Genomic DNA, 25,819 nt, shown 5'->3' on the forward strand with positions numbered 1-25,819 from the left:
TCAGGGACGGGAGCGACCGGCGCCGGCGGAATCCAGGGCCGTGTGCAGCGTATCCGCCCACTGGCGCACGATGCGCTCGCGGCGGGCGGAATCGTCGGTGAGCACGTCCGCCAACCCGAGGCCGCGCGCCATGTCCAGGGTGGCCTGCACGAGCGTGTGCACCACCGGGTCAGCGTCGTCCGCACCGAGCATCTCGATGGTGGTGCGGTGCGCGTGCCGGCCGAACTTCGCCTCCAGCGGCACGATGCGGGCCCGCAGCTGCTCGTCCGCCGCCGCCGCCGTCCACACCTGCAGAGCCGCCTTGAACAGGTTCCCGGTGAAGTGGTCGACCACCCCCTGGACGACGTGCAGGGTGCGGCTCGGGCCCGCACCGATCTCGGCCGCGCCGCCCCGGAGCTCGGTCATGCGGCCGTCGAACATGTACTCCAGCGCGCCCGTGATGAGGTCCTCGCGCGTCGGATAGTGGTGCTGTGCGGCCCCCCTCGACACCCCGGCGTGCTCGGCCACCTCCGCCACCGTCGACCCCGCCCAGCCGTGCACGGCGAGCAGTTCGATCGTCGACTCGAGCAGCCGCTGCCGGGTGGCCCGGCTCCGGTCCTGCTGCGGTTCGCGCACCTCGGAACGACGGCCGGTCATCCGTACTCTCCTCCCCGCTTTCGTCCACGCGCACGCGCCCGGACCGGGCCGCGCCGTCACTCCGCCCAGGCCGGCGCCCTCTTCTGCAGGAACGCCGTCATGCCCTCGATCGCCTCCGGCGTCCCGAACAGCTGCGCGGACCGCTCGCACAGGCGCTCCGCATCGGCGTCGAAGCCGGCCAGCACCGCCCGGGTGAGCAACGCCTTGGATTCTGCCAGTCCCTGCGGGGATGCCTTGCGGAGCTCGGCCACCAGCACGTCGATCACCGCGGCCGCGTCGTCGGCGGCCACCGTCACCAGACCCATCGCCTCGGCGCGCGCCCCGTCGAACTTCTCGCCGGTGAGAAAGTACCGCCCGGCCGCGCGCGAGGTCATCCGGGGCAGCACGGTGAGCGAGATGATCGACGCGGCGAGCCCCAGGCGCGCCTCTGTGAGCGCGAAGGTGCACCGCGGCCCGGCCACCGCGACGTCGCACGCGCCGACCAGCCCCATGCCGCCCGCCCGCACGTGCCCGTCGATCAGTCCGATCACGGGCTTGGGGCATTCGAGGATCGCACGCAGCAGGCCCGCCATCGCCTCGGCGGGCGACTCCCCGCCGCCGGCGGCGGTGTCGGCGTCGGTCGCGGTGTCGTCGCCCCTCCCGCCGGTGGCCGCGCTCAGGTCGGCGCCCGCGCAGAAGGTCCCGCCGGTGTGCGTGAGCACGACCGCCCGGACCTGCGGGTCGTCCTGTGCCCGCGCCAGCCCCGCCCGGAAGTCGGCGATGAGGCGCGGGGAGAGCGCGTTGCGGTTGTGCGGCGAGTCCAGGATCAGCGTGGCGCGCACGCCGTCGGTGCCGTAACGGACGAGGGGCCCGTCCTGCTTGTCGGTCATCGCTGTGCTCCTAGAATGTCGGTGTGCGAGTGTGGCGCGGCGCCCGCGTGGTCAGTACGACCGCGGCAGGCCCAGGCTGTGCTGCGAGACGAAGTTGAGGATCATCTCGCGGCTCACGGGGGCCACCCGCGCGATGCGCGCGGCGCCGAGCATCGCGGCCAGACCGTGTTCGGCCGCGAGCCCCCCGCCGCCGTGCGTCTGGATCGCCTGGTCGAGCGCCTTGATGCTCGCCTCCGCCGCGGCATACTTGGCCATGTTGGCCGCTTCCGCGGCGCCGCCGTCGTCGCCCGAGTCGTAGAGCACCGCGGCCTTCTGCATCATCAGTTTTGCCAGCTCCAGCTCGATCTTCACCTGCGCGAGCGGGTGCGCGATGCCCTGGTGCGCGCCGATGGGCGCATCCCACACCGCGCGTTCGCGCGCATAGGCCGTGGCCGCGTCGAGCGCGTAGCGGCCCATGCCCACGGCCATCGCGGCCCCCAGGATGCGCTCGGGGTTGAGCCCGGCGAACAGTTGCATCAGCGCCGCGTCCTCCGCGCCGACGAGGGCGTCGGCCGGCAGCCGCACGTCATCGAGGAACAAAGTGAACTGGTTGTCGGGCTCGACGATGTCCATCGCCATCGGCCGGGCGGTGAACCCCTCGGCGCCGGTGGGCACGATGAACAGCGCCGGCTTGAGCCTGCCGGTCCGGTGGTCCTCGGTGCGGGCGACGATGAGCACCGCGTCCGCCTGGTCGACGCCGGAGATGAAGACCTTGCTGCCGCCGAGCACCCATCCGCCGTCGTCGCGCCGTGCCGTGGTGGTGATGCGGTGGGAGTTCGAACCCGCGTCGGGCTCGGTGATCCCGAACGCCATCTTCCGGCTGCCGTCCGCCAGGCCCGGCAGCCAGGCGTCCTTCTGCGCGTCGGTGCCGTACTTGCCGATGATGGTGCCGCAGATCGCGGGCGAGACCACCACCAGCAGCAGTCCGGCGCCCTTGGCCGCGAGCTCCTCCTGCACCAGCGACAGCTCGTAGATGCCCGCTCCGCCGCCGCCATATTCCTCGGGCAGGTTGACCCCCAGGAAACCCGCCTTGCCCGCCTCGTCCCACAGCTCGGTGAGCGGTTCGCCGCGACGGGCGCGCGGCAGCACGTAGTCGACGTATCCGTACCGCGCCGCAAGGCCCGCCACCGCCGCGCGGAGCTGCTTCTGCTCGTCGGTCTCGATGAAACTCATGCTTGTTCTCCTGACTGTCGTGGCGCGTCGGATCCTTCGCCATCGGGCCCCTCGGCCGCGTCCGGGGCGGACACGACCGCGAGGACCGCGCCGACCTCCACCTGCCTGCCGGCCTCCACCGCGACCTCGGTGAGCACGCCGTCCGCCGGCGCCGCGATGGCGTGCTCCATCTTCATCGCCTCGAGCCACAGGACGGGCTGGCCCGCGGTGACCGTGTCCCCCACCGCCGCGCCCAACCGGATGACGGTGCCGGGCATCGGCGCAAGCAGCGAGCCCGCCGCCTGCATCTCGGACGGGTCGACGAACCGCGGGACCGCGTCGAAGGCGCAGGGCCCCGACGACGAGTCGACGTGCACCCGGTCGCCCGCGGGGCCGCCGTCGTACCGGGCCACCGCGTACTCACGGCGGAGCCCGTCGACGGTGAGCACCACCCGGTCCGGCGCCGCCGAGACGAGGCCGACGCCGTCGACGAAGCCGGTGGCGAGGCCGTCGCGGGTCAGCCGGTAGTCCACCTCATGGGTGCCGCGGGCGCCACGGAAGTCCTTGCGCTGGGGCTGCGAGGGCACGTTGCGCCACCCACCGGGGAGGCCCGCCACCACTGTCGCAGACGCCCGGTTCGCCGCGGCCTGCGCCAGCGCGGCGGCGAGCGCCGAGACGCGCTCGGCCCCGGCGTCGGCGAGCGGCGCGGACAGGGCGTCGAGCCCGTGGCGGTCGAAGAACGCGGTGTCGGTCTCGCCGGCGAGGAACGCCGGATGCCGCAGCACGTTGACCAGCAGGTCGCGGTTCGTCACCAAGCCGTGGATCCGGGCCCGGGCCAGCGCCGACGCGAGGATGCGCGCCGCCTCGCCGCGGTCCGGTGCCCACGCGATGACCTTGGCGAGCATCGGGTCGTAGTGCACGCCCACCGCAGAGCCGTCCTCGATCCCCGAGTCCAGCCGGACGCCCCGGTCCGCGGGCGGGGCCGCGAACTCCGCCGTCACCCCGGGCACCGAGAACCGGTGGACGGTGCCGGACTGCGGTTGCCACTGGAGCGACGGGTCCTCCGCGTACAGGCGCACCTCGATCGCGTGCCCCCGGGCCGCCGTGTCCGTCCCACGTCCTTCGCCCTCCCCGAACCTGGCACCCTCCGCCGCATGGAACTGCATCTCCACCAGGTCGATCCCGGTTGTCAGCTCCGTGACGGGATGCTCCACCTGCAGGCGCGTGTTCATCTCGAGGAAGTAGAAACGGCCCTGCTCGTCGGCCAGGAACTCCACCGTGCCCGCGCCCTCGTAGCCGATCACCGAGGCGGCCAGCCGGGCGGCGTCGAAGAGTCGCCGACGCATGTCCCCGCCCGCCCCGTCGATACGCTCGACCAGCGGCGACGGCGCCTCCTCGACCACCTTCTGGTGGCGGCGCTGGATCGAGCACTCCCGCTCGCCGAGCGCGAGCACGGTCCCGTGGGAATCCGCCATCACCTGCACCTCGATGTGCCGGCCGGTCTCCAGATAGCGCTCGCAGAACACGGTCGGATCGCCGAACGCGGAGGCGGCCTCGGCCCGTGCGGCCTCAATCTGCGGACGCAGGTCGGCCAGGTCGCGCACCACGCGCATGCCGCGTCCGCCGCCGCCCGCCGACGCCTTGATGAGCACCGGCAGCTGGTCGGCGGTGACCTGGTCCGGATCGAGCTGGTCGAGCACGGGGACGCCGGCCGCGGCCATCCGCTTCTTCGATTCCACCTTGGAGCCCATCAGCGCGATGGCCTCGGCGGGCGGGCCGATCCACGTCAGCCCGGCGTCGACGACGGCGCGGGCGAAATCGGCGTTCTCCGAGAGGAACCCGTACCCGGGGTGGACGGCATCGGCGCCGGCCGCGTGCGCGGCCGCCACGAGCAGGTCGCCCCGCAGGTACGTCTCCCCGGGAGCCGCGCCCGGCAGCCGGACCGCGGCGTCGGCCTCGCGCACGTGCGGCGCGTCCGCGTCCGCGTCGGAGTAGACGGCGGCGGTGCCGCGCCCGGTGCGGCGCGCGGTGGCGAACACGCGCCGGGCGATCTCGCCGCGGTTGGCCACCAGGACGGTGGTCACCGGGGCAGAGCTGCTCACCGGGGCTGGGCTGGTCACCGGCGTGGACGTCGGCATGACGGTATCGGTCACGGCAGGCTCACATTCTGAAGACACCGAAGTCGCCGGTGCCCTCGATCGGTGCGGACGCGATGGCGGACAGGCACATGCCCAGGACCGTCCGGGTATCGCGCGGGTCGATGATGCCGTCGTCGAACACACGGCCGGACAGGAACATCGGCAGCGACTCGGCCTCGATCTGTGCTTCGACCATGGCGCGCATCCCGGCGTCGGCCTCCTCGTCGAACGGCCGGCCCTTCGCCTCCGCGCTCGCGCGGCTGACTATGGAGATGACCCCGGCCAGTTGTGCGGGCCCCATCACCGCGGATTTGGCGCTCGGCCAGGCGAACAGGAAGCGCGGGTCGTACGCCCTGCCGCACATCCCGTAGTGGCCGGCACCGTAGGACGCGCCGATGAGCAGGGATATGTGCGGCACCGTCGAGTTGGAGACCGCGTTGATCATCATCGCGCCGTGCTTGATGATCCCGCCCTGCTCGTACTCCGCGCCCACCATGTAGCCGGTGGTGTTGTGCAGGAACAGCAGGGGGGTGTCCGCGCGGTTGGCGAGCTGGATGAACTGCGCCGCCTTCTGCGCCTCCTCGGAGAACAACACGCCGCGCGCGTTGGCGAGGATGCCGATGGGATAGCCGTGCAGCCGCGCCCATCCGGTGACCAGCGACGAGCCGTAGAGCGCCTTGAACTCGTCGAACTCGGACCCGTCGACGATGCGCGCGATCACCTCGCGCGGGTCGAACGGCACCTTGAGGTCCTCCGGCACGATGCCCAGGAGTTCCTCGGTGCCGTGGAGCGGCTCGCGCGCACGGCCTTCGGGGCCGAGGTCCGGCGCGGGCCCCTGCTTGCGCCAGTTCAGTCGCTTGACGATGGACCGGCCGATGCGGAGGGCGTCGTACTCGTCCTGCGCGAAGTAGTCGGCCAGCCCGGACGTGCGGGCGTGCATCTCCGCGCCGCCGAGCGACTCGTCGTCTGCGACCTCCCCGGTGGCCATCTTCACCAGCGGCGGCCCGCCGAGGAACACCTTGGAACGGTCCTTGACCATGACCACGTGGTCGGACATTCCCGGAATGTATGCGCCGCCGGCGGTGGAGTTCCCGAACACCAATGCCACCGTGGGGATTCCCGCAGCCGAGGCGCGGGTGAGGTCGCGGAACATCCGCCCGCCGGGGATGAAGACCTCCTTCTGCGTGGGCAGATCGGCGCCCGCCGACTCCACGAGCGAAATGACCGGCAGCCGGTTCTGCCGGACGATCTCGTTGACGCGGAACGACTTCTTGATCGTCCACGGGTTCGACGCCCCGCCGCGGCTGGTGGGGTCGTTGGCGACGATCATGCATTCGACGCCCTCGACCACGCCGATCCCCGCGACCACGTTGGCGCCGACGGGGAAGTCGGTCCCCCAGGCGGCGAGCGTGCACAACTCGAGGAACGGGGAGTCCTCGTCGATGAGCAGCTCGATGCGTTCGCGGGCGAGCAACTTGCCGCGCTTCCGATGCCGCTCGACGTACTTCTCCCCGCCGCCGGCGAGCGCCTTGTCCACCTCGGTGCCGATCTCGTCGAGCTTGCGCCCCATGGCGTCGGCCGCGGCGCGGTACTCCTCCGACCCGGTGTCGAGAAGCGTCTTCAGTGTGCTCATCGCTGGAACCCCAATCGCTTTGCCGCCAGTCCGTTCAGGATCTCTGTGGTGCCGCCGCCGATGCCGAGGATGCGCATGTCCCGGTACTGGCGTTCCACCTCGCTCTCGCGCATGTACCCCATTCCGCCGAAGAGTTGGACCGCCTTGTGCGCCACCCATTCGCCGGTCTCCACCGCGGTGTTCTTCGCGAAGCAGACCTCCGCCACCAAGTCGGTGTCGCCCGCCGCGTAACGGTCCACGACGTGCCGCGTGTACACCCGGGCGATGTCGATGCGGCGGGCCATCTCCGTCAGCGTGTCCTGCACCGACTGGCGCGCGATGAGCGGTCTGCCGAACGTCTCCCGGTCGCGGCACCACGCCAGGGTCAGGTCGAGGCAGCGCTGGGCCGCCGAGTAGGCCTGCGCGGCCAGCGCGACCCGCTCGGTGACGAAGGCCTGCGCGATCTGCAGGAAGCCGCTGTTCTCGGGGCCCACGAGGTTGCCCACGGGTACCCGGCATCCGGCGAAGGACAGCTCGGCCGTGTCGGAGGCCAGCCAGCCCATCTTGTCGAGTCTGCGGGCCACCTCGAACCCGGGCGTGCCCTTGTCCACCACCAGCAGCGACACGCCTGCGGCGCCGCCGCCACCCGGTGCGCCGGGGTCTCCCGTGCGCACCGCGGTGACGACGAAGTCGGCGCGCACGCCGGAGGTGATGAAGGTCTTGGCACCGTCCACCACGTAGTGGTCGCCGTCGCGGACCGCGCGGGTGCGCAGGTGGCCGACGTCCGAGCCGCCGCCGGGTTCGGTGACCGCGAGCGCACCGATCGCCGTGCCCTCCAGCGTGGGTCGCACCCACCGGTCGATCTGCCCGGCGTCGCCGGCCGCGATGAGGTGCGGCACCGCGATCCCACAGGTGAACAGCGAGGCGAACAGCCCGCCGGAGCAGCCGTCGTAGTGCATCTGCTCGCAGATGATCACCGCGTCCCGCGGCGACCCGCCCCCGCCCCCGGCGGATTCCGGGAACGAGGCGCCGAGCAGCCCCAGCTCCCCCGCCGTGCGGTGCAGGCTCCGGGGGAGTTCACCGGCGCGTTCCCACTCGTCCTGTTGCGGCCGCACGTCGCGGGCCATGAAGGCGCTCACGGTCGCGCGCAGCGCGGACGCGTCGGGGCCGTTCCACAGGTCCTGCGCCGGACCCACGCTCGCCGTGTCCCCCGTACTCGTCATGTTCCCTGTGCTCACAGCGCGGACTCCTCGACGTCGATTCCGGTGGCCGCGACGGACGCGGGCATGTCGATGCGGCGCGAACGCAGCCACTCGGCCAGGCCCTTGGCCTGCGGGTCGAATCGCGCATTGTAGGCGACGCCCTGTCCGAGGATCCCCTCGATCACGAAGTTGACCGCGCGCAGATTCGGCAGCACCGTGCGCGTGATCGGCAGGCCCGCGGTCTCCGGCAGCATCCTGCGCAGTTCGTCGATCGTCAGCGCGCGCGCGAGCCAGCGCCACTGCGCGTCGGTGCGGACCCAGACGCCGATGTTGGCGTTGCCGCCCTTGTCGCCGCTGCGGGCCGCGGCCACGGCGCCCAGCGGAAGATTGCGCGTCGGACCGGGATCTCCGTCGTCCCCGCTCTCGGCCTCCGGCGGACCGGGATCCCGGACCGGTTCCAGCCCGCGGGTCTCGTCGGCCGGCGGAATGTCCACCCGCGTCCCGTCCGGCAGCACCGCCACGTGCGGCACCTTGTGGCGGTCGACGTACCCGGCCGTGAACACGCCGTAGGGTGCGGCCTTCCCGGGCATCGACGTGAGCGTGGCACCCGGGTACCCGGCCAGCGCGAGCTCGACGGCGACATTGGAGAACGCCCGGCCCACCGTGTCCGGGTCCCGGTCCCGCACCGCGCAGGTGAGCAGCGCGCTCGCCTGCTGCTGAGTGGGGGCGTCGGGCCGGTCCACCCGTGCAAGGTCCCAGGTGAGCTCCGCGGGGCGGACGGGCAGCCACGATTCGAGCTGCCGCCGGGACAGCTCCGCCTTCGCCTCGATGTCGAGCCCGGTCAGCACGAAGGTCATCTCGTTGCGGAACCCGCCCAGCGAGTTCAGCGAGACCTTGAGGTCCGGCGGCGGGGGCTCGCCGTGCACCCCGGTGATCGACACGCGGTCGGGGCCGTCCTGCGCGAGGGCGACCGTGTCCAGGCGCGCGGTGGCGTCCGGATTGGCGTAGCGCGCGGTCTGGATCTCGTACATCAGCTGCGCGGTGACCGTGTCGACGGTGACCGCACCGGCCGTGTCCGGATGCTTGGTGATCACCGACGAGCCGTCGCGCCGGATCTCCGCCAGCGGGAAGCCGGGCCGAGACATGTCGGCGATCTCGCGGAAGAACGCGAAGTTGCCGCCGGTGGCCTGCGTGCCGCACTCGATGACGTGCCCTGCGACCACGGCCCCGGCGATCGCGTCGTAGTCCGTGCGCCCCCAGCCGAAGTGGGCGGCCGCCGGGCCGACGATCACCGACGCGTCGGTGACCCGCCCGGTCACCACCACGTCCGCACCCGAGCCCAGCGCCTCCACGATCCCCCACGACCCCAGGTATGCATTGGCGGTGAGCGGTTCGCCCAGTCCCAGCTCCGCGGCGCGCGGCGCCAGGTCGTCGCCCTCGACATGCGCGACCGTCGCGGTCAGCCCAAGCTCCTGCGTCAACTCCCGCAGCCGCGCGGCGAGTCCCGCGGGGTTGAGTCCGCCCGCATTCGCGACGATCCGCACCCCCTTGTCCAGCGCCAGGCCCAGACAGTCCTCGAGCTGACGCACGAAAGTCTTGGCGTAGCCGAGCTCGGGATGCTTCATCCGGTCGCGGCCGAGGATGAGCATGGTGAGCTCGGCGAGGTAGTCGCCGGTGAGCACGTCCACATCGCCGCCATCGAGCATCTCGCGCATGGCCGAGATGCGGTCGCCGTAGAAGCCGGAGCAGTTGCCGACGCGGATCAGGTCCGGGTCGGGTGCCAGAGAAATCATCGGGTCTCCTCCCGTCGCGGCCGTTCCGAATGCGGCGGGCGCCCGCCTCCCGGTGCGCCCGCGAACGCCTGCGCGATCGTCATCCATCGCCGCGCGTCGTCGCCTTCGGCCTTGATGTCGAGGTCGTCGGGATGCCGCCGCTGGGTGACGAGCAGGCAGAAGTCCAGCGCCGGGCCGGTGATCCGCTGCGCCGCGTCGTCGGGACCCCACACCCAGTCGTCGCCGTCGGGGGCCGTGAGTTCCACTCGGAACGCCTCGGCCGGCGGCGGCAGTTCGTGCACCGCATACGCGAAGTCGCGCGTGCGGACGCCGATGTGGGCGACGTGCCGCAGCCGGCTCGTCGGTGCCTTTGCCACACCCAGCGCGTCCGCGACGTCCTCGCCGTGCGCCCAGGTCTCCATGATCCGCGCGGTGGCCATGGACACCGGGCTCATCGGCGGGCCGAACCACTGCACCTTCTCGCCTGCCGGCCTGTCGCGCAGCGCCTGCGTGAGCGCGGCCCGCCCCTCTCGCCAGCGCGTGAGCAGCGCTGCGGGCGCGATGCTCGCCCACCGGTCCGCCCCCGCGTCGACGAACCCGGTCGGGTCGGCCCAGGCCTCCGCGACCAGTTCCTGAAACCGGGGCTCGTCGGTCGCGGCGGTCAGCGATGCGGCATCCGTCCAGGCGAGATGTCCGATCTGGTGCGCGATGGTCCACCCGGCGGCCGGAGTCGGCGTGGACCAGTCATCAGAGTCCAGGCCGGCGACGAGAGCATCGAGTGCGTCGCCTTCCGCGTCGAGGTCCGCCAGGACCGGTTCGAGTTCAGCCACGTGCACAGCATCACACAGGATCAGCGAACAATCAAGCATGCTTGATTGTTTTGGAGCGAGGATCCACAGCTCCGATGCGAAGCCCGCGCCTCGCACGTGCACGGTGTTCGGCAGGTTCAGCGCCTCGCTCGCCGGGCAGGGATAAGGTCCGTCGTGGCCGACGGAAGCGAGTAACGGGGAGCTCAGGGGGCCGGCGGCGCCCCGTCGGCTCCCTGCCCCGTTCTACAGCCGCGCCATCCCCAGCAGCGCCGCGAACCCGAGCACCGTCTTCGGCTCATACCCGGAACGCCACAGCCCCCCGTGCGCCGCCTGATCCGCGAAAAGGCGCTCGGGATGCGTACGCGTGCCGGCATCGTGGTGGAGATCGTGTGCCAGCAGCGCCGCCATGAGCACGCGGGTGGTGTCGGCCGCGAAGATCTCGACCCCGAAGTGCCGCGCCCCCTTGTAGGCGGATGCCAGCACCTTGTTCTTGGTCACCGAGCGGGTCCACGACGCCGGCGCCACGTTGAACGACACCGTGTGCCCGGCACGCTCGGCGGTGACGCCGCGCCATCGCTGCAGCCGCTTGGCCATCGCGTAGCTCGGCCCCTGCTGCGGCACGAGGATGTCGGCCACGCCGGTGCCGTCGGTGTGCACGGACCTGTACGACGGCTCGAACAGCGCGCCGCGGCCCGCGAGGCGCAGCGGCGCCTGCAGATACCGCTTGGCGTCGCGGCGGTCCCAGGCCCCGTGCCCGGCTGCGACCACCTCGGGCGGCACGACGAACGCGTCCGTCGGCGTCTGCAGATAGGCGAGCGCGGTCGACGGGTGCCCGGCCAGGAGCCGCTCGATGATGAGGTCGGTGGCCATGCTGATGCGCACGTGCGCGCCCCGGTCCGCGTAGGCGTACATGCCGAACACCATCCGCGATCCCGCGGCGTCGCCCGCGCCCGCGTGCCCGCCCAGCCAGGCGGTCGCCGCGGCGGGCTCGCCGACGATGTCCAGACCCGGGGCCCCGTCAGCGGACACCGGGAAGCGGACACGCCCCGCCCCCCGCTCCGCCGTCCGTATGATCCGGTCCCACACCCGCTCCGCCGGCAGGTCGACGGCGAGGATGTCCGCGCCCCACCGTGCGAAGGGTTCGAGCGGGCTCAGCTCGCCGCCCGCGCCCATCATCGCGATGGTGCGCCCGGGCAGCGCGAGCCACTCCGGGTTCTCCACCACCCGCGTGATCGCCGCCGCGAACGAGGGCTCGACGGCCCCCGCCGCCACCCACCGGTCGAGCTGTGCCACGAGCGCGTGACCCTCGAGGAGGCCGTCCCGATACGGCACGCGCAGCACCGGGTCGGGCGTCGCCGTGCCGATGACCTGCCCGGTCGCCGGGGCCGGGACCGACCATTCCGCGTCGCCGACCTCATCGAGCGGCACGGCGCCTTCGACGGACTCCCAGACGAGCCGGCGGCGCGCCTGCGCGATCCCGGCTTCCGCGATGGCCCACGCCGTGTCCGCGTCCCGCGCAGAAAGGGAGGTCAGCTCCGCCATCAGCGGAGCGTAGTCCGTGCGCCAGTCGCGGCGGCGCTCCACGCGCGCAGCGAGGTCGTCCGACGCTGCGCCCGCCGCGGCGGCGAGCACGCTGCGCATCGGGTCCGTCGTCGGCCGCGAGTCCCCCGCACGGGCGAATTCCACCCCCGCCGGAGGCGCCGTGGCCGGTGCGTCCGTGCCGTGCGCTCCCGCGGTTGCGGCCGTCTCGCTCATCAGGGTCCTTCCGGTTCGACGGGTCGCGGATCCGGCGGCCCTCCCCCGATCTATACCGGCCGAGAACCGTACGGGCGAGTACACGGTCCGCCGGCAAGACTGCGCACGGCGCTTGCCGCGCCGGGCGCTCACGCCGACAATGTGCACCAGGCGGGGCGAGAGGCACCAGGCGGGGCGAGAGCCGGAGAACCCCGGGATATCGGCCGGAGGGACGGATCCATGACCGAGCGCAAGCCGGCGGGCGTGACCATCGAATCCTGGGTGGAACGGCAGATCCGCGTCGCGGCCGAGCGCGGCGACCTCGACGGACTGCCCGGAGCGGGCAAGCCCATCCCCCCGTCGCCCGTGGAGGACGATACGGGCTGGGTGCGCCGCAAGCTCGAAGAGGAGGGCCTGTCCACCGATGCGCTGCTGCCGATGTCGCTGCAGCTCCGGCGGGAGATCGACCGTCTGCCCCGCACGCTCGCGGACATCGACCCGCGTGCACCCGGCGCGGAAGCCGAGGTGCGCACCCACGTCGCCGACCTCAACCGCCGCATCGCGGAATGGGTGCGCGCCCCGTCGCCGCCGGTACTGCCGATCGCGCCGGTCCCCGTCGACGCCGCCGTCGCCCGGTGGCGTGCGGAGGGCCCGGCCGCCGGTGCGCCCGTCCCCGGCGCCGCACCGATCACCCGCCCCGTACGCGAGGAAGCGAGCCCTGCCACAGTGACCGACGACCCCCGAACCGACGGCTCCCGCCCTCCCGACCGCGAAGTCATCGTCTATTGGCGCCCCGGCTGCGTGTTCTGCCAACGCCTGCGCGCGATCCTGTGGGCCCGGCGGCTGCGCCCCACGATGATCAACATCTGGGACGACGCTCGGGCCGCCGCCTTCGTCCGATCCGTCGCGGACGGCGACGAGACCGTCCCCACGGTGGTGATCGACGGGGTCGCGCACGTCAATCCGGCCCCCAAGACGGTGGTGGCCGCACTGCGGCGGGGACGGCCCGCCTGACCGATCACCCGTTGATGTCGATGACGACGCGCCCGCGTGTCCTGCCCGCCAGAATGTCCTCGGCGAGCTGCGGGATGTCCGCGAACCCGCGCGTGGTGGTGAGGCGCGCCAGCAGGTCCTGCGGGAGGTCCGCGCCCAGCCGGGCCCACGCCTCGGTGCGCACGTCGGCGGGGCACTGCACCGAGTCCACTCCCAGCAGCGACACCCCGCGCAGGATGAACGGCAGCACCGTGGCGGGCAGGTCGTTGCCGCCGGCGAGCCCGCACGCGGCGACGGAACCGCGGTATGCGGTCTGCGACAGCACGGACACCAGCGTCGTGCTGCCCACCGCGTCCACCGCGTGCGCCCACCGTTCCTTCTGCAGCGGACGCCCCGCCCCGGACAGTTCCGCGCGGTCCACGAACGACGCCGCGCCCAGGTCGGTGAGATACCCGTGCGACTCCGGGCGGCCGGTCGCGGCGACCACCTCGTAGCCGAGCTTCGCGAGCACAGCAACGGCCACACTGCCCACTCCGCCCGACGCGCCGGTGACCAGCACCGGCCCTTGGCCGGGTGTCGCCCCCGACCCTTCGAGCGCGAGTACGCACAGCATGGCGGTCAGCCCCGCCGTCCCGATCGCCATCGACTGCTCCGCGGTGAGCGCTTCCGGCCGGGCGACCAGCCACTCCCCGCGCACCCGCTGGCGCGTGGTGTAGCCGCCGGGATGCGTCTCGGAGAGCCCCCATCCGGTGAGCACCACGTCATCGCCCGGCTTCCAGCGCGGCGACTTCGAGGCGGACACCGTACCCGCCAGGTCGATCCCGCACACCATCGGCAACCTGCGTGCGATGGGCCCCTTGCCCGTCACTGCGAGCCCGTCCTTGAAGTTGAGCGACGAGTGCGTGACGTCCACCGTCACGTCGCCGTCCGGCAGGTCCGCATCGGTCAGCCGCCGCAACCGCGCGGGCTCGCCCTTCTCTTCGACGACGTACGCAGGATAGGTGCCGTCTGCGCTCATGTGGCTGCTCCCGTCTGTGCGGCTGCTGTGACCGTGCTCGCCCCCAGACTGCCACGCGCACGCCCGCCGCCGCGCGGCCGCGGCGTCAACATGCCGTTCCATCGGGCCGTCGTACTCCGCCGGGCCGTTCCACCCCTGGAGCGTCTATTCCGCCGAACCGAACGACGGTGCGGGCGGGTTCCCGTCGAACAACGCCCGCACGAACGGTGTGCTGTCCGGCAGCGACGCCGCCATGGTGCCGCTGTGGTCGGTGGGGTACGTCCGGAAGGTGAGCGGCTGTCCGTTGCGCCGCAGCGTCTCGGCGTAGATCAGCGTCGACGGCATGATGATGTCGGTGTCCTTGAGCCCCTGCCCGATGAAGAACGGCTGGCCGAAGCCGTCCTCCGGCATCTTCATGTAGTCGAACAGCACGCGGTGGAAATCCGGCAGCGACGACAGCGGCGCGGTGAACAGCGAGCCCAGGACGGTCCCGACCGCGGTCTCTTCGAAGTCGCCGAGGCATTGCACCTTCGCCTGGCCGAGCAGCGCGCGGCCCTGCTCGGTGAGCACGGAGGGAATGCCCAGCTCGGGGTGCGCGGTGTCGAGGCCCGCGAGGATGTAGAGGCCGTAGGCGGTCATGCCCTTCGGCAGTGCGATCGGCGGCATGCCGGGACCCGCGATCGCGACGATGTTCTCGATGTACGCTGGCACCCCGGTGCCGACCGCGCCCCGATAGTCGAGGTCCGGCCCGCCGTACTCGTCGGCGTAGCGCGCCGTCGTGATGGCCGCGCCGCCGCCCTGCGACTGGCCGATCACCACCCACTCGCGGGACAGGTCCGCCCCGGCGACGTTGCGCCCCGCCTTGACCATGTCGACGACGTTGTGCGCCTCGACCTTGCCGTCCAGGTAGGGCATTCCGCCGGGCGTGCCGAGGCCCGCGTAATCGGTGGCGACCACCGCATAGCCCTGGCCCATCCAGTGCGCCAGGTAGTCGAGGTCGCGCTGCGACCACCCGGTATCGGACGGCGCGCAGGAGTCGCCGAGGCCTGTGGTGCCGTGCGCCCACGAGACCACCGGCCATCCGCCCTCCGGCGCCTGCCCCTCCGGTACATACACCGTGCCGGTGCTCGCCGCGGGCCCGTCGCCGGACGTCGATGTGCGGTACTCGAGCTTCCAGGCCCGCGCGGCGCCCGGGATCCACAGCGCACCGCCTGCGGCGGACGGGTCGATCTCGACGGGGGAGGACAGGAGCGTACCCGGCGCGAGCTGCGCGAGCGCCCCGGCCTGCGCCGCCGCCGGCGCAGGCGCCGGCGCGGCCGACACCGTGGGCGCCAGCGTGAGCGCACCGACCGCGACGAAGGCCGCACTCGCCGCCGCGAAGCTCCGACCGCGGCCGGCCGTCGCGCGGGTATGCGATGCCCGTCCACGGAATCGTGCCGTCAGGTCTCGTGCAACCACTGCTCGCCTCGCCTTCATGCCGCTTCGGATCGTCGCAAACTATACACCCGTCCTATGACGTGCCCCACAGCATTCGCCGCGCCGCGCGGATCGCGATCAGCGCGTAGGCGATGGCGCAGGCGACCACCATGAGCACCATCGCCACACCGACCCCCGGCGACGCCCCGTCCGCGCCGGCCCCCGCCAGGGCGCCCCCGGGCAGCCCGCGCAATTGCGCCGACACCGTCTCCGACAGCGCTGCCGGGGCGGACGTGACGAACAGCAGCGCGGCCGCCGGCACCGCATGCCGTGCGCGGCATCGGGTGCCGGCACAACCGCCAGCCCAGGGGACCGGCGATTCCGCGGAACCGGGCCCCGCCGGCAGCTGCACGACGCACGACGACAGCAGATACGCGCCCCCGACCGCCGCCACCAGAAGCCGGAACACGACAAGCGTCTGCAGATCGCCGAACGTCACGACGCCGAGAACCCCCGGCACGGCCAACACTGCGAAGCCGAGCCCCGCCGAGGGCCACCGCACCCCCGCCACCGCGGCCGCGCCCCCGAGGACGACGAACGCGACGACCACCGGCATCCCCAGGATCATCGTGCCGGCCGCCTCCGCCGCGAGCGGCGCCGCCACCACCGTCGTCGCCAGCGCCGCCGGCAAGATTCCGCCGTCACCGCCCAGCAGCAGGCCGCACAGCGCGAACAGCACCACGGTCAGCGCGAGCGCCGGCGCCATCGCGCCCCACCCGTCCGCCGACCGGGCGAGCCGGTACAGGCCGAATCCGCCCGCCACGAGCAACACCATCGCTCCGGACCGGGCCCCTGCGGCGCGGTCGACGCCCGAGATCTTCGTCGACCGAGGCGCGGTGGCGCCGGCCCGTCGCGTCGGCCGCAGAGCCTCCGCAAGCGCCGCGGCAATGATCAGGGCCCCGGCGACGGCGAGCGGCAGCCACCACGAGCCGGATTCCGGTGCCGCGCCATTGGACAGGAACGCGGACGACCCGCCGCTGAACGTATCCATCGCCCAGGTCACCGCGGCAGGCCGCGCGAGCACGCATGCCACCGCAGCGCCCCCGACGAGCATGGGCAGCGCCCACCGCCGGCCGCTCGAGGCCTGTCCCGCCGCGCCGAGCAGGACTCCCGCGCCCACCGCGAGACCCACCGCCGTCGCCGCGCGTGCGCCGGGCGTGACGACGCCGCGGTCGGCCGCGAGCAGCACGGCGAGCAGGACGACGCCGGCGAGCGCCACCGACCAGGATGCGACGCGCCGGGGCACCGACCTGGCGGGCTCGCCGCCCGAGCCGCCGCCTGCGGATCGTCGCTCTCCGAGTTCGAGCAGCGCGCAGACGCCCACCGCGACCAGAACTCCTATTCCGGGCGCCAGATGCTGCAGCCATTCCCAGGGCACGCGGACGATCCCGCCGTCGGCCCCGGGAACGCCGGAATCGACGAAGGCGAAGTTCACCCGCCTCGGTGCGTGCGGAAACTCGGCCCCCGCCAACACGAACCCGCCGAGCAGCGCGCTCGCCAGTGCCGCGCCCGCGGTCGTGCCGGTACGCAACGGGCCGTCGCCCGCGGCTCCGCCGCCGCCCGCAGCACCGCGTCCGTTCTGTCGCCGGGAATCCTGTTGCCCCCCAGAATCTTGCGGTTCGGCTCCGCCGTCGCCCACCGAATCATCCCCGTTCACAGCCGCTACGGTAGCGGACCCGGGCGCCGCGGCGGCGCACTTCCGCAGGCACCGCCCGATGCCCGCAGGGGTCAAAGGAGCGGCCGGTCAGCGGGCGCGGGCGGTCACCAGCCACGCCGCCGCGCCCAGGTGGACGCCGCCATCGCCGGCGTGCTCGGCCAACTGCTCGCGGATGCGCGCAGTCACCTCGTCGACCTCCGCGGTCGGCTGCCGCGCGAGCAGCCGCCTGGCCATCGGCCCTGCGAGGTAGTGCGCGAGAACTTGGTCGACGTCGTCGCCGACGCGCAGTTGCTGCTCGATCGGCGCGCACTCGACATCACCGAATCCGGCGTCGGCGAGCAGCGCGCGGACATCGTCGGGCTCGGCCATGCTGAACGGCGGCTGGGGGGTGTCCCGGGGCAGCGCGTCGGGGAACGCGGTGACGATGGCGCGCATCGGCAACGAGATGTGCGGGTTGCGACGGGCGGACTGCCAGCACACGAAGGCCAGGATACCGTCTGGTCGCAGGGCGTGTGCGAACGCGCGGAACGCGGTGGGCGGGTCGTCGAAGAACATCACGCCGAAGCGGCTGATCACGGCGTCGAACGTGGCCGGCGCGAAGGGGTGCGCCTGTGCGTCGCCCTGCACGAAATCCACGCCCTCGATCCCCTGTGCCACCGCCAGTTCCCGCCCGCGGGCGAGCATCGCCGAGGACAGATCGAGCCCCACCACGGGGGCCGCCCCGCGCTCGGCGGCCGCCCGCGTGGTGGCCCCGCAGCCGCATCCCACGTCCAGCACCGCGGTGCCAGCCTCGACCCCGGCCGCATCGAGCAGGGGCGCGACGAACGGCCGCAGTACCGCGTCCTGGTGCTCCTGCTCACGCACCCAGAACGCGCCGTGCTCACCGTCCCAGTCCAGAGCTCCCGCCGGTCCCGCTGCCCCTGCAGCGCCGGTTCCTGCATCGTCGTCCATGTCGCGCATCCCGCCTCCCGTCTCGGCCCGATGCACCCATGATCGCCGAAAGCCGCGCAGTCCGTTGGCCTGCCGCGCGATCCCTTCGCGTGGCAAGGCCGTCAGTCCCGCGGCAGGCCCAGCATCCGTTCGGCGATCACATTGAGCTGCACCTCGGTGGTGCCGCCGTAAATGGTGGTGGCCCGCCCGGCGATGAGCTGCTCGATCGCCTTGTCGCTGGGCATGCCCGGCACCGCCACCGCTCCGGCCGGGCCGAGCTGCGCCACCACGTATTCGGCGATCGACTGGCCCAGCCCCATCGCCAGCAGCTTGCCCACGCTCGACGTGGTGCTCACGTCCGCGCCGGAGAGCTGGCCCAGTACCGTGCGCACGCCGAGCAGGTCCACCGCCTGACTCTCCGCCACCAGCTCGCCGAGCTGGTGGCGGCCCACCGGGGTGAGCGCCCGGCCGCGCGCGAAGGCCAGCAGGTCAGCGTCGGTGGCGTAGGCCTCCATCTTCTGGCTCAACGCCACACGCTCGCCTGCGAGGGTCGTGCGTGCGACGTGCCAGCCGTCGTCCACCGCCCCCACCACGTCCGAGTCCGGAATGAACACGCGGTCCAAGAACACCTCGTTGAACAGCGCGGAACCGGTCATCTCGCGCAGCGGCCGCACCGTCACCCCGGGAGCGGACATGTCGAGCACGAAGTAGGTGATGCCCTCGTGCTTGGGCGCCTCCGGGTTCGTCCGTGCGATGAGCATGGCCCACTGTGCGAGCTGGGCGACGGTGGTCCAGATCTTCTGGCCGGTGATCTCCCAGCCGCCGTCGACGCGCACGGCCCGGGTGGTCAGGGACGCCAGGTCGGAACCGGCACCCGGTTCACTGAACAGCTGGCACCACACCACCTCCCCGCGCAGCGTGGGAACGACGAGTTCGCGCTTCTGCCGCTCGGTGCCGTGCGCGACGATCGCCTGGACGGCCCAGCCGCCCATGAGCAGCTGCGGCATGGCGATGCCCGCCGTGCCGATATCCTCGGAGATGACGATCTGCTCAAGGGGCCCCGCCCCACGCCCGTACGGCCGCGGCAGGTGCGGCTGCACCCAGCCGCCGTCGCCGAGCGCGACCAGCTGCTCATCCTCGTCCGCTATCGCCGCGATGTCCCGCAGCGCGTCCGCGATGGGCCCGCGCAGCGCGTCGGCCTCCTCCGGAAGTTCGAGCGCGCACTCGCGGCGGGCGCCGGCGAGCGCGGCGGCCGCCACCCGGCCCGCGCGCTCCTCCCTGGTGCCCAGGACGGCGCGGATCGCCAGCGCCCGCCGATAGTACAGGTGCGCGTCGTGCTCCCAGGTGAAGCCGATGCCCCCGTGGACTTGGATGCACTGCTGCGCCACCTCCACCGCCGCGTCGGGCACCACAGTGGCGGCGATATCGGCGGCCAGCGCAGCATCGCCGTCGTCCGCGTCCAGCGCGCGGGCGGCGTCCCACAGCGTCGCCCGCGCCTTCTCCAGTGCGATGCCCATCCGTGCACAGGCGTGCTTGACCGCCTGAAACCCGCCGATGGGGCGCCCGAACTGCTCGCGTGTCTTCGCATACTCCGCTGCCGTGGACACGCACCAGGACAGCACGCCCAGCGCCTCGGCCCCGAGCAGGACCGTCGCGATGGCGCGCACACGATCGGATTCCAGCGCCGCCAGCACCCGGGACTCCGGCACCCGCAGCCCGGTCGCCTCGATCCGCGCCGACCGGCGCAGCAGGTCCACCCCGTCCTGCTCGGTCCGTCGCAGCTGCGGGCCGTCGACCGCGACCCACACAGCTTCCGTGGCCCCGCCGGCCCCCTCGCCACCGTCCCCCTCGACCACCGTCACGGGCACGACCACCACGTCCGCCGCCGCGGCGCCCAGCACCGCGTCGAGGACACCGTCCAGCACCAGCCCGTCCGCGTCGCGGCGGCCCGTGATCCCCGCGGCCCCCGCGACGGCGGGCCCCAGTGCCACCGCACCGGTCCGCCCGCCGGAGATCAGGCCCGGCAGCAGGTCGATCCCCGCCTTGTCGTCCGCCGCGGCGAGTACCGCCGACGCGAGCACCGTCGGGACGTACGGCCCCGGCGCGACGGTGCGCCCGAGCGCCTCGAGCGCCACTGCGGCGGTGAGCAGCCCGCCCCCGGAACCTCCCTGTTCCTCGGGCACGTGCAGTCCCAACAGGTCCTGCGCGGACAGGTCCGGCCAGTACCACGGGAACTTCTCCTCGGCGGGCGCCGCGAGCGCCGCCCGCACCCCGTCGGCGGTGATGACGCGCTCGGTGAAGGCGCGCACCGATTCCGCGAGGGCTGTGTGCTCCTCGGTGAGACCGAGCCCCAGCTCGTATGCGGCGCGGCGGCGTTCGGCGGCCATGGCGCTCACCCGAGCCTTGCCGCGAGGTCATCGAGCTCCCAGGGGCCGTCCGCCTCGATGGTCGAGACGTCGTGCCATCCCGCGAGCTCCGAGATCGCGCCGCCCTGCACCGCGAACACCTTGCCGGTGAGCGAGCATTTCTGCGACGCCAGGTGCGCGACGACGGGGGAGATGTTCGCGGGGCTGAACGCGTCGAACTCCCCGGCGGGCACCTCCTGGGCGAACAACGCGCCCATGCCCGGCGTCGCCAGCGTCAGCCGCGTGCGTGCGATGGGCGCGATGGCGTTGACGCGCACCCCGTAGCGGTCCAGCTCGTCCGCCGCCACCAGTGTGAGTGCGGCGATGCCGGCCTTGGCAGCGCCGTAGTTGGCCTGGCCCGCGTTCGGCATGAACGTCCCCGAGGCGGAGGCGGTGTTGACGACCGCCGCGTCCACCGGCTCGCCCGCCTTGGTCTGCGCCTTCCAGTACGCGGCCGCGTGGTGCAGCATGCCCGCGTGCCCCTTGAGATGCACCGCCAGCACCGCGTCCCACTGGTTTTCGTCCATGCCCGCGATGAACGCGTCGCGCAGGATGCCCGCGTTGTTGACGAGGATGTCGAGCCGGCCGAACTCGTCGACCGCCTGGTCGACGGTGGCCGACGCGTCGGCCCACGAGGCGACGCTGCCGATGTTCGCCACGGCCTCCCCGCCCGCCGCGCGGATTTCGTCGACCACCTGCTGGGCCGGCCCCGCGTCGGCCCCCGAGCCGTCGTTGGCGCCGCCGACGTCGTTGACGACGACCCGCGCCCCCTCACGGGCGAAGAGCAGCGCGTGTTCGCGGCCGATGCCGCGCCCCGCGCCGGTGATGACCGCTACGCGTCCGTCCAGGATTCCCATATGCAGCTCTCCCTTGCGATGTCGTGGTGGATGGCGGCGCCCGCCATGATCGGGCACGCCGGTCAGGCGTCGGCGATGACGGCGAGCCCGTCGGTGATGACCGTCGCCTCGGGCGCGTCCGCACCGCCCGGGACGACGGTCTCGTACGAATAGGCGGTCTCGCCGGCACCTGCGAGGCCCGGTGCAGCACGCCAGAACCGGGTGTCGATGGTCTGCCCGGGAAGCACCGGGCGCGCGAACCGCACGGCCAGCCGCCGCAGCCGCGCGGTGTCGGCGCCGGCGAGTTCGGTGAGCGCGGCCCACGAGGTGAACGCCATCGTGCACAGGCCGTGATTGATGATTCCCGGAAGGCCCGCCATCTGCGCGATCTCGTCGTCGAGGTGGATCGGCATCGGGTCGCCGGAGGCCGGTGAGTACCGGAAGGTCTGGTCCTCGTCGATGCGCTGGCGCACCTCCGCCGCCGGCGCGGCGGCGCGCAGCGCCGGGTCGAGCGGGTGCGGCGGGGCCTGTTCCCCCTCCCCCGGGCCCGCGTCGACACCGCGAAAGAACGCGGTGAGCCACTGCTCGCCCACGAGTTCCCCGGACTCGGTGCGTGTCTCGGCGTGCACGGCCACGCTGGACCCGCTTCCCCTGCCCGCGTAGCCGACGGGGCGGGCCCGCGCGACGAGCGTGTCACCGGGGACGATGGGCCGGTGGAACCGGAAGTCCTGCTCTCCGTGGACCAACTTCATCAGCAGTTCCGGCGGCGCCACCGACAGCGCGGCCGGCGCCATCGACAGGAACACCGGTACCACTGCGAACACCGGCGGGGCGACGCGTCCCGCCCGGTGCGCGTCGATGGGATCGTTGGTTGCGGCGGCGTACTCGGTGATGCGCTCGGCCGTCACCTCGAAGCGTTCCGGGTCCGTCCACACCCCCAGCCCTGCGCCGTCGAACGCGACAGGCTCGGCGGGGCGCGCTGCCCGCGTGTCCGATGAGGTCACTGCCCCGCCTCAGCCGAAGATCTCGGCGAAACGTGCCAGCGACGCCTCGAGGTCGCCCTTGGCGTTCTTCGCCACCGACTTGCCGATGGGCCCGACGATCATGGTGCCGGTGAACGACGCGTCGATCACGGCGCGGGAACCCTCGCCGTCCGGCTGGACCTGCAGCGTGAACTGCACCTTCACCCCTGCCATGCCGGTGCCCTCGATGGTGACGGACTGCGGGACGGTCACCTCGGTGACGGTCCACTCGATCTTGTTGGCCATGCCCATGACCGAGACGACCTCGGTGAACTGCGCGCCCACCGCCACCTCGGCGGGCAACTCGCTCTTCCACGACTGATGGATGGTCAGCCACTCCTCCCACCGGGAGAGATCCGAGAGCGCGTCCCAGGTCTTCTCCGGCGCGGTGGGCAGGGGCGCGGAGACGGATACCGATGCCATTGGTGAAGCTCCTTCGCTGTGCGTGCTGTTTCCGGTGTGCTGATCTTCGGTGTGCTGCTGATTCCGGCGCGGTGCGCCGCGCGCCTTCAGCGCTCGGCGGGCCGGTATGCAATGACGACGACCGCGCCGCCGAGACCGATGTTGTGCTGCAACGCCACCCCGGACGGAGCGGCGGCCGAGGCGACCTGACGCGCGTCCGCGGCCCCGCGCAGTTGCCAGGTCAGTTCGCTGCACTGGGCCAGGCCGGTGGCGCCCAGCGGGTGCCCCTTGGAGATGAGCCCGCCGGACGGGTTGACCACCCAGCGGCCGCCGTATGTGGTGTCGTCCGCGTCGACCAGCGCTCCGCCCTCACCCGGGTCGCAGAGCCCCAGCGCCTCGTAGGTGAGCAGTTCGTTGGTGGAGAAGCAGTCGTGCAACTCGATCACGTCGACGTCGCCGGGGCCGATCTGCGCCTGCTCATACACCCGCTGCGCGGCCGTGCGGGTCATGTCTGCGCCGACGAGGCTGATCACCGACCTGTCCTCGAAGGTGCTCGGCAGATCGGTGACCATGGACATCCCCGCGATCTCCACGGCCCGCCCGGCGAGCCCGTGCCGGTCGACGAAGTCCTCCGAAACGACGACCACCGCGCCGGATCCGTCCGAGGTGGGCGAGCATTGCAGCTTGGTCAGCGGCCCGTGGATGGGGCGCGAGCCCAGGATCTCCTCCAGCGAGTACTCGTCGCGGAACTGGGCGTGCGGGTTGTTCTTGGAATGCCGGTGGTTCTTCACCGCGATTTTCGCGAACTGCTCGGCCGTGGTGCCGTAGCGCTCGGTGTGCTCGACTCCGGCCGCCCCGAACATGTAGGGGGCGGGCGGCATGGCGAACTCCTGCAGCTCCGCGGTGGCCAGCAGGTGCCGCATCATCGGCTGCTCACGGTCGTCGTAGGTGGCGCCGAGCGATCCCTTTTGCATTTTCTCGAAGCCCAGCGCCAGGGTGCAGTCCACGAGCCCGCCCGCCACGGCCTGCGCCGCCAGGTAGAGCGCGGTGGACCCGGTGGAGCAGTTGTTGTTCACGTTGACGATCGGGATGCCCGTGAGGCCCAGTTCGTATACCGCGCGCTGCCCGGACGTCGACTCGCCGTAGACGTAGCCGACGTAGGCCTGCTCGACCTCGCCGTACCCGATGCCCGCGTCGGCGAGCGCCGCCGTTCCCGCCTCGCGTGCCATGTCCGGGTAGTCCCATTCGCGCGCGCCGGGTTTGACGAAGTCCGTCATCCCGACGCCCACCACGAACACGCGCCGTCCGCGTGGATTCCGCATATGCGGTCCCATCGTCACCGTCCCCTCGGTAGTCTCGGCGCCCCGGAGAGTGTGTGCGACGCCACGTCTCATAAACATAAGTGAGACAGGGTGTCGCGTCAATCTTCGGATGGGTACTGTGATCACGTGCCCGACGACCCCAGGACTGACGAACCGCGAATGACGGCAGAACCCCCCACCGGCGCCGGGCAGACGGACGGGCGCTCCACCCGATGGGCCGGCCACAAAGCGGAACGGCGCGAACGCATCCTCACCGCGGCGGTGGAGGTCATCAGCGAGTCCGCCGACGACGTCGGCGTGCAGGCGATCGCCCGGCGCGCCGGGATTCCCCGCTCCGTCGTCTACCGGCACTTCTCCGGCCGCGGGGACCTCGATGAGCAGATCCGCGAGCGCATCATCGGGATGCTGCTGGAGGCGATCTCACCCACACTGATCCCGCAGGGCACCGTCCGGGAGGCCATCGACGACGCCGTCTCCGCCTACATGCGCTGGATCGTCGAATCGCCTCGATTGCACCAGTTCCTCGGCGTGGGGTCGGCATCGCACCGCACGGTGGGGTCACGCGTGGTGACCGGGACCAAGACGGCCATCGCCGTGCGCCTTTCAGACCTGATCTCCGAGGTACTGGCGGCGCTGGGAAAACCCGCCGACATCGCTGAGACGCTCGCCTTCGGCGTGACCGGCCTGGTGGACTCAGCCGTCAACCGGTGGCTCGGCAACCCCGCGTCCCCGCTCACCATCGACCGGCTCGGCGACTTTCTGCGCGTCGCCATCTGGCAGGTCCTCGACGGCGCACTGCGCGGCGCGGGAGTGTTCATCGATCCCGACGCGCCCGTGGCGGACCTGGCGCCCACCGCCTGATCCGCGGCGCCGGGACCGCCGACGCGCTGACGTCACATGCGCAGCACCGACGCCGAGGCGCGGGTCAGCAGCCGTCCGTCGTCGGTGGCGATGCGGGCTTCCACCAGCTCGATCCGGCGGCCCACGCGCACGACGTTGGCCTCGAGCCTGATGTCGGGGCCGGTGACCGCCGGCGAGCGCACGAAATCGGTGCGCAGGTCCAGCACGCGGTACCCCTCGCCCGGATCCGTGGCGGTCTCGGCAGCGAGACCGCAGATCAGGTCGGCCGCAGCCAGCAGAATCCCGCCCTGGAGGGTGCCCATGCTGTTGGCCATCCACTCCTGCGGGGCGAGAACGGCAGTGATGGCTCCGGTCTCGACGATCCGCACTTCTAGCCCCATGAGCTCGGCCATCGCCCCGCGGGGGATCTCCCCCAACGCGATGCCCTGCACCACGTCGAGCCCCAGCCGATCGCGCAGGTCCTCCCCCGACGCCGGCTCCGTGACGGGCGGCAGCTCGGGGGCGCCGGACTCGGCCCCGTGGTCGAAGTTCCGGTCCACCACCACCCCGCGCGCGCTGACGATCGCGCACACCGTCCCGTCCTCGTCGCGCAGTGAACCGGAGGCCACCCCGATTCCTGCTTCGGTGTCCAAGTTCTCGATGCGCCCGTACACGGCGACCGTCCCCGCCACGGGGACGGGACCGGCCGAGGAGACGGTGAGCGACGCGGCAACGGACCGCTTGCCGGACGGCAGCGCCGCGTACACCGTGCCCGCGACCGCGGTGTCCAACAGCACCCCCACCGAGCCGAGCGTGGACAGCCCCCGATGGTCGTGGAAGCGCGCGCCCAGCGCCTGCTCATACACCAGCCCGCCCTGGCCCTGCTCCCGCAGCTGTACGCCCAGCGCGGCGTTGACTGGATCCAGAAGCGGGGTCTGCCGTGCATCGAAAGTCACATCCCCATTTAAGTCGGCGC

Annotated in this window: 21 protein-coding genes; 2 read left to right on the plus strand and 19 right to left on the minus strand. The window is 72.5% G+C overall.

From position 1 onward, the window contains the following. The 9 genes from JJ683_RS02010 to JJ683_RS02050 all read right to left on the minus strand — a co-directional run bounded on the left by JJ683_RS02010 (nucleotide 1) and on the right by JJ683_RS02050 (nucleotide 11,984). Nucleotides 1–636: a TetR/AcrR family transcriptional regulator gene (locus JJ683_RS02010; RefSeq protein ID WP_200170990.1), complete on the minus strand. Its 636-nt coding sequence runs from the start codon at nucleotides 634–636 to the stop codon at nucleotides 1–3. 56 nt (nucleotides 637–692) lie between these two features. Further along, on the minus strand, nucleotides 693–1,505 hold the full coding sequence (locus JJ683_RS02015; protein ID WP_200170991.1) for an enoyl-CoA hydratase family protein: 813 nt from the start codon (nucleotides 1,503–1,505) through the stop codon (nucleotides 693–695). Nucleotides 1,506–1,556: 51 nt separating this feature from the next. Then, nucleotides 1,557–2,717, minus strand: coding sequence for an acyl-CoA dehydrogenase family protein (locus tag JJ683_RS02020; RefSeq protein ID WP_200170992.1), 1,161 nt, complete (start codon nucleotides 2,715–2,717; stop codon nucleotides 1,557–1,559). After that, entirely contained in the window at nucleotides 2,714–4,834 is a 2,121-nt protein-coding gene (locus tag JJ683_RS02025) for an acetyl/propionyl/methylcrotonyl-CoA carboxylase subunit alpha (protein ID WP_200171038.1), read from the minus strand. The genes JJ683_RS02020 and JJ683_RS02025 overlap by 4 nt, the downstream gene beginning before the upstream one ends. 22 nt (nucleotides 4,835–4,856) lie before the next feature. Continuing rightward, complete coding sequence (locus JJ683_RS02030) at nucleotides 4,857–6,467, minus strand: acyl-CoA carboxylase subunit beta (protein ID WP_200170993.1); 1,611 nt, start codon at nucleotides 6,465–6,467, stop codon at nucleotides 4,857–4,859. After that, on the minus strand, nucleotides 6,464–7,684 hold the full coding sequence (locus JJ683_RS02035; RefSeq protein WP_372435220.1) for an acyl-CoA dehydrogenase family protein: 1,221 nt from the start codon (nucleotides 7,682–7,684) through the stop codon (nucleotides 6,464–6,466). The genes JJ683_RS02030 and JJ683_RS02035 overlap by 4 nt, the downstream gene beginning before the upstream one ends. Next, entirely contained in the window at nucleotides 7,681–9,441 is a 1,761-nt protein-coding gene (locus JJ683_RS02040) for an acyclic terpene utilization AtuA family protein (RefSeq protein WP_200170994.1), read from the minus strand. The genes JJ683_RS02035 and JJ683_RS02040 overlap by 4 nt, the downstream gene beginning before the upstream one ends. Beyond that, the gene (locus JJ683_RS02045) at nucleotides 9,438–10,250 is read right to left on the minus strand and encodes a TIGR03084 family metal-binding protein (RefSeq protein ID WP_307810632.1); all 813 of its coding nucleotides are present in this window, start codon (nucleotides 10,248–10,250) and stop codon (nucleotides 9,438–9,440) included. Before JJ683_RS02045 ends, JJ683_RS02040 begins: the two co-directional genes overlap by 4 nt. 222 nt (nucleotides 10,251–10,472) lie before the next feature. Next, entirely contained in the window at nucleotides 10,473–11,984 is a 1,512-nt protein-coding gene (locus JJ683_RS02050; protein WP_200170996.1) for a hypothetical protein, read from the minus strand. Nucleotides 11,985–12,203: 219 nt separating this feature from the next. Here JJ683_RS02050 and JJ683_RS18820 point away from each other — a divergent pair, with 219 nt between their 5' ends. Continuing rightward, a complete protein-coding gene (locus JJ683_RS18820) occupies nucleotides 12,204–12,977 on the plus strand; it encodes a DnaJ family domain-containing protein (protein ID WP_242474313.1) in 774 nt (257 codons plus the stop codon). Between the two features lie 4 nt (nucleotides 12,978–12,981). Here the strand turns inward: JJ683_RS18820 and JJ683_RS02065 are convergent, their stop codons facing one another. From JJ683_RS02065 to JJ683_RS02105, 9 genes are all read right to left on the minus strand, one after another. Further along, nucleotides 12,982–13,974, minus strand: a complete 993-nt coding sequence (locus JJ683_RS02065; protein WP_200170997.1) for an MDR family oxidoreductase — start codon at nucleotides 13,972–13,974, stop codon at nucleotides 12,982–12,984. A gap of 144 nt (nucleotides 13,975–14,118) precedes the next feature. Beyond that, nucleotides 14,119–15,288: a lipase family protein gene (locus JJ683_RS02070; RefSeq protein ID WP_242474327.1), complete on the minus strand. Its 1,170-nt coding sequence runs from the start codon at nucleotides 15,286–15,288 to the stop codon at nucleotides 14,119–14,121. A gap of 175 nt (nucleotides 15,289–15,463) precedes the next feature. After that, nucleotides 15,464–17,086, minus strand: coding sequence for a hypothetical protein (locus tag JJ683_RS02075; RefSeq protein ID WP_200170999.1), 1,623 nt, complete (start codon nucleotides 17,084–17,086; stop codon nucleotides 15,464–15,466). A gap of 87 nt (nucleotides 17,087–17,173) precedes the next feature. Next, complete coding sequence (locus JJ683_RS02080; protein WP_200171000.1) at nucleotides 17,174–18,037, minus strand: class I SAM-dependent methyltransferase; 864 nt, start codon at nucleotides 18,035–18,037, stop codon at nucleotides 17,174–17,176. A 101-nt stretch (nucleotides 18,038–18,138) separates the two neighbouring features. After that, a complete protein-coding gene (locus JJ683_RS02085; protein ID WP_200171041.1) occupies nucleotides 18,139–20,403 on the minus strand; it encodes an acyl-CoA dehydrogenase family protein in 2,265 nt (754 codons plus the stop codon). 5 nt (nucleotides 20,404–20,408) lie between these two features. Beyond that, the gene (locus JJ683_RS02090; RefSeq protein ID WP_200171001.1) at nucleotides 20,409–21,278 is read right to left on the minus strand and encodes an SDR family oxidoreductase; all 870 of its coding nucleotides are present in this window, start codon (nucleotides 21,276–21,278) and stop codon (nucleotides 20,409–20,411) included. A 62-nt stretch (nucleotides 21,279–21,340) separates the two neighbouring features. Beyond that, nucleotides 21,341–22,261: a MaoC/PaaZ C-terminal domain-containing protein gene (locus JJ683_RS02095; RefSeq protein WP_200171002.1), complete on the minus strand. Its 921-nt coding sequence runs from the start codon at nucleotides 22,259–22,261 to the stop codon at nucleotides 21,341–21,343. 9 nt (nucleotides 22,262–22,270) lie between these two features. Then, entirely contained in the window at nucleotides 22,271–22,702 is a 432-nt protein-coding gene (locus JJ683_RS02100; protein WP_200171003.1) for a type II toxin-antitoxin system Rv0910 family toxin, read from the minus strand. An 86-nt stretch (nucleotides 22,703–22,788) separates the two neighbouring features. After that, a complete protein-coding gene (locus tag JJ683_RS02105; RefSeq protein ID WP_200171004.1) occupies nucleotides 22,789–24,003 on the minus strand; it encodes a lipid-transfer protein in 1,215 nt (404 codons plus the stop codon). Between the two features lie 159 nt (nucleotides 24,004–24,162). Here JJ683_RS02105 and JJ683_RS02110 point away from each other — a divergent pair, with 159 nt between their 5' ends. Then, entirely contained in the window at nucleotides 24,163–24,864 is a 702-nt protein-coding gene (locus JJ683_RS02110) for a TetR/AcrR family transcriptional regulator (RefSeq protein WP_200171005.1), read from the plus strand. Between the two features lie 32 nt (nucleotides 24,865–24,896). Here JJ683_RS02110 and JJ683_RS19555 read toward each other — a convergent pair whose 3' ends face one another. Beyond that, nucleotides 24,897–25,799 (minus strand): PaaI family thioesterase, encoded by a 903-nt coding sequence (locus JJ683_RS19555; RefSeq protein WP_200171006.1) that lies wholly within the window; start codon nucleotides 25,797–25,799, stop codon nucleotides 24,897–24,899. Nucleotides 25,800–25,819: the final 20 nt, after the last annotated feature.

It is taken from the genome of Tomitella cavernea, assembly GCF_016599145.1.
Classification (GTDB): Bacteria; Actinomycetota; Actinomycetes; order Mycobacteriales; family Mycobacteriaceae; genus Tomitella; species Tomitella cavernae.

Coding starts and splice junctions, on each gene's coding strand:
- JJ683_RS02010 (WP_200170990.1), bottom strand. CDS start 636: ATGACCGGCCGTCGTTCCGAGGTGCGCGAACCGCAGCAGGACCGGAGC.
- JJ683_RS02015 (WP_200170991.1), bottom strand. CDS start 1,505: ATGACCGACAAGCAGGACGGGCCCCTCGTCCGTTACGGCACCGACGGC.
- JJ683_RS02020 (WP_200170992.1), bottom strand. CDS start 2,717: ATGAGTTTCATCGAGACCGACGAGCAGAAGCAGCTCCGCGCGGCGGTG.
- JJ683_RS02025 (WP_200171038.1), bottom strand. CDS start 4,834: ATGCCGACGTCCACGCCGGTGACCAGCCCAGCCCCGGTGAGCAGCTCT.
- JJ683_RS02030 (WP_200170993.1), bottom strand. CDS start 6,467: ATGAGCACACTGAAGACGCTTCTCGACACCGGGTCGGAGGAGTACCGC.
- JJ683_RS02040 (WP_200170994.1), bottom strand. CDS start 9,441: ATGATTTCTCTGGCACCCGACCCGGACCTGATCCGCGTCGGCAACTGC.
- JJ683_RS02050 (WP_200170996.1), bottom strand. CDS start 11,984: ATGAGCGAGACGGCCGCAACCGCGGGAGCGCACGGCACGGACGCACCG.
- JJ683_RS18820 (WP_242474313.1), top strand. CDS start 12,204: ATGACCGAGCGCAAGCCGGCGGGCGTGACCATCGAATCCTGGGTGGAA.
- JJ683_RS02065 (WP_200170997.1), bottom strand. CDS start 13,974: ATGAGCGCAGACGGCACCTATCCTGCGTACGTCGTCGAAGAGAAGGGC.
- JJ683_RS02080 (WP_200171000.1), bottom strand. CDS start 18,037: ATGGACGACGATGCAGGAACCGGCGCTGCAGGGGCAGCGGGACCGGCG.
- JJ683_RS02085 (WP_200171041.1), bottom strand. CDS start 20,403: ATGGCCGCCGAACGCCGCCGCGCCGCATACGAGCTGGGGCTCGGTCTC.
- JJ683_RS02090 (WP_200171001.1), bottom strand. CDS start 21,278: ATGGGAATCCTGGACGGACGCGTAGCGGTCATCACCGGCGCGGGGCGC.
- JJ683_RS02100 (WP_200171003.1), bottom strand. CDS start 22,702: ATGGCATCGGTATCCGTCTCCGCGCCCCTGCCCACCGCGCCGGAGAAG.
- JJ683_RS02105 (WP_200171004.1), bottom strand. CDS start 24,003: ATGCGGAATCCACGCGGACGGCGCGTGTTCGTGGTGGGCGTCGGGATG.
- JJ683_RS02110 (WP_200171005.1), top strand. CDS start 24,163: ATGACGGCAGAACCCCCCACCGGCGCCGGGCAGACGGACGGGCGCTCC.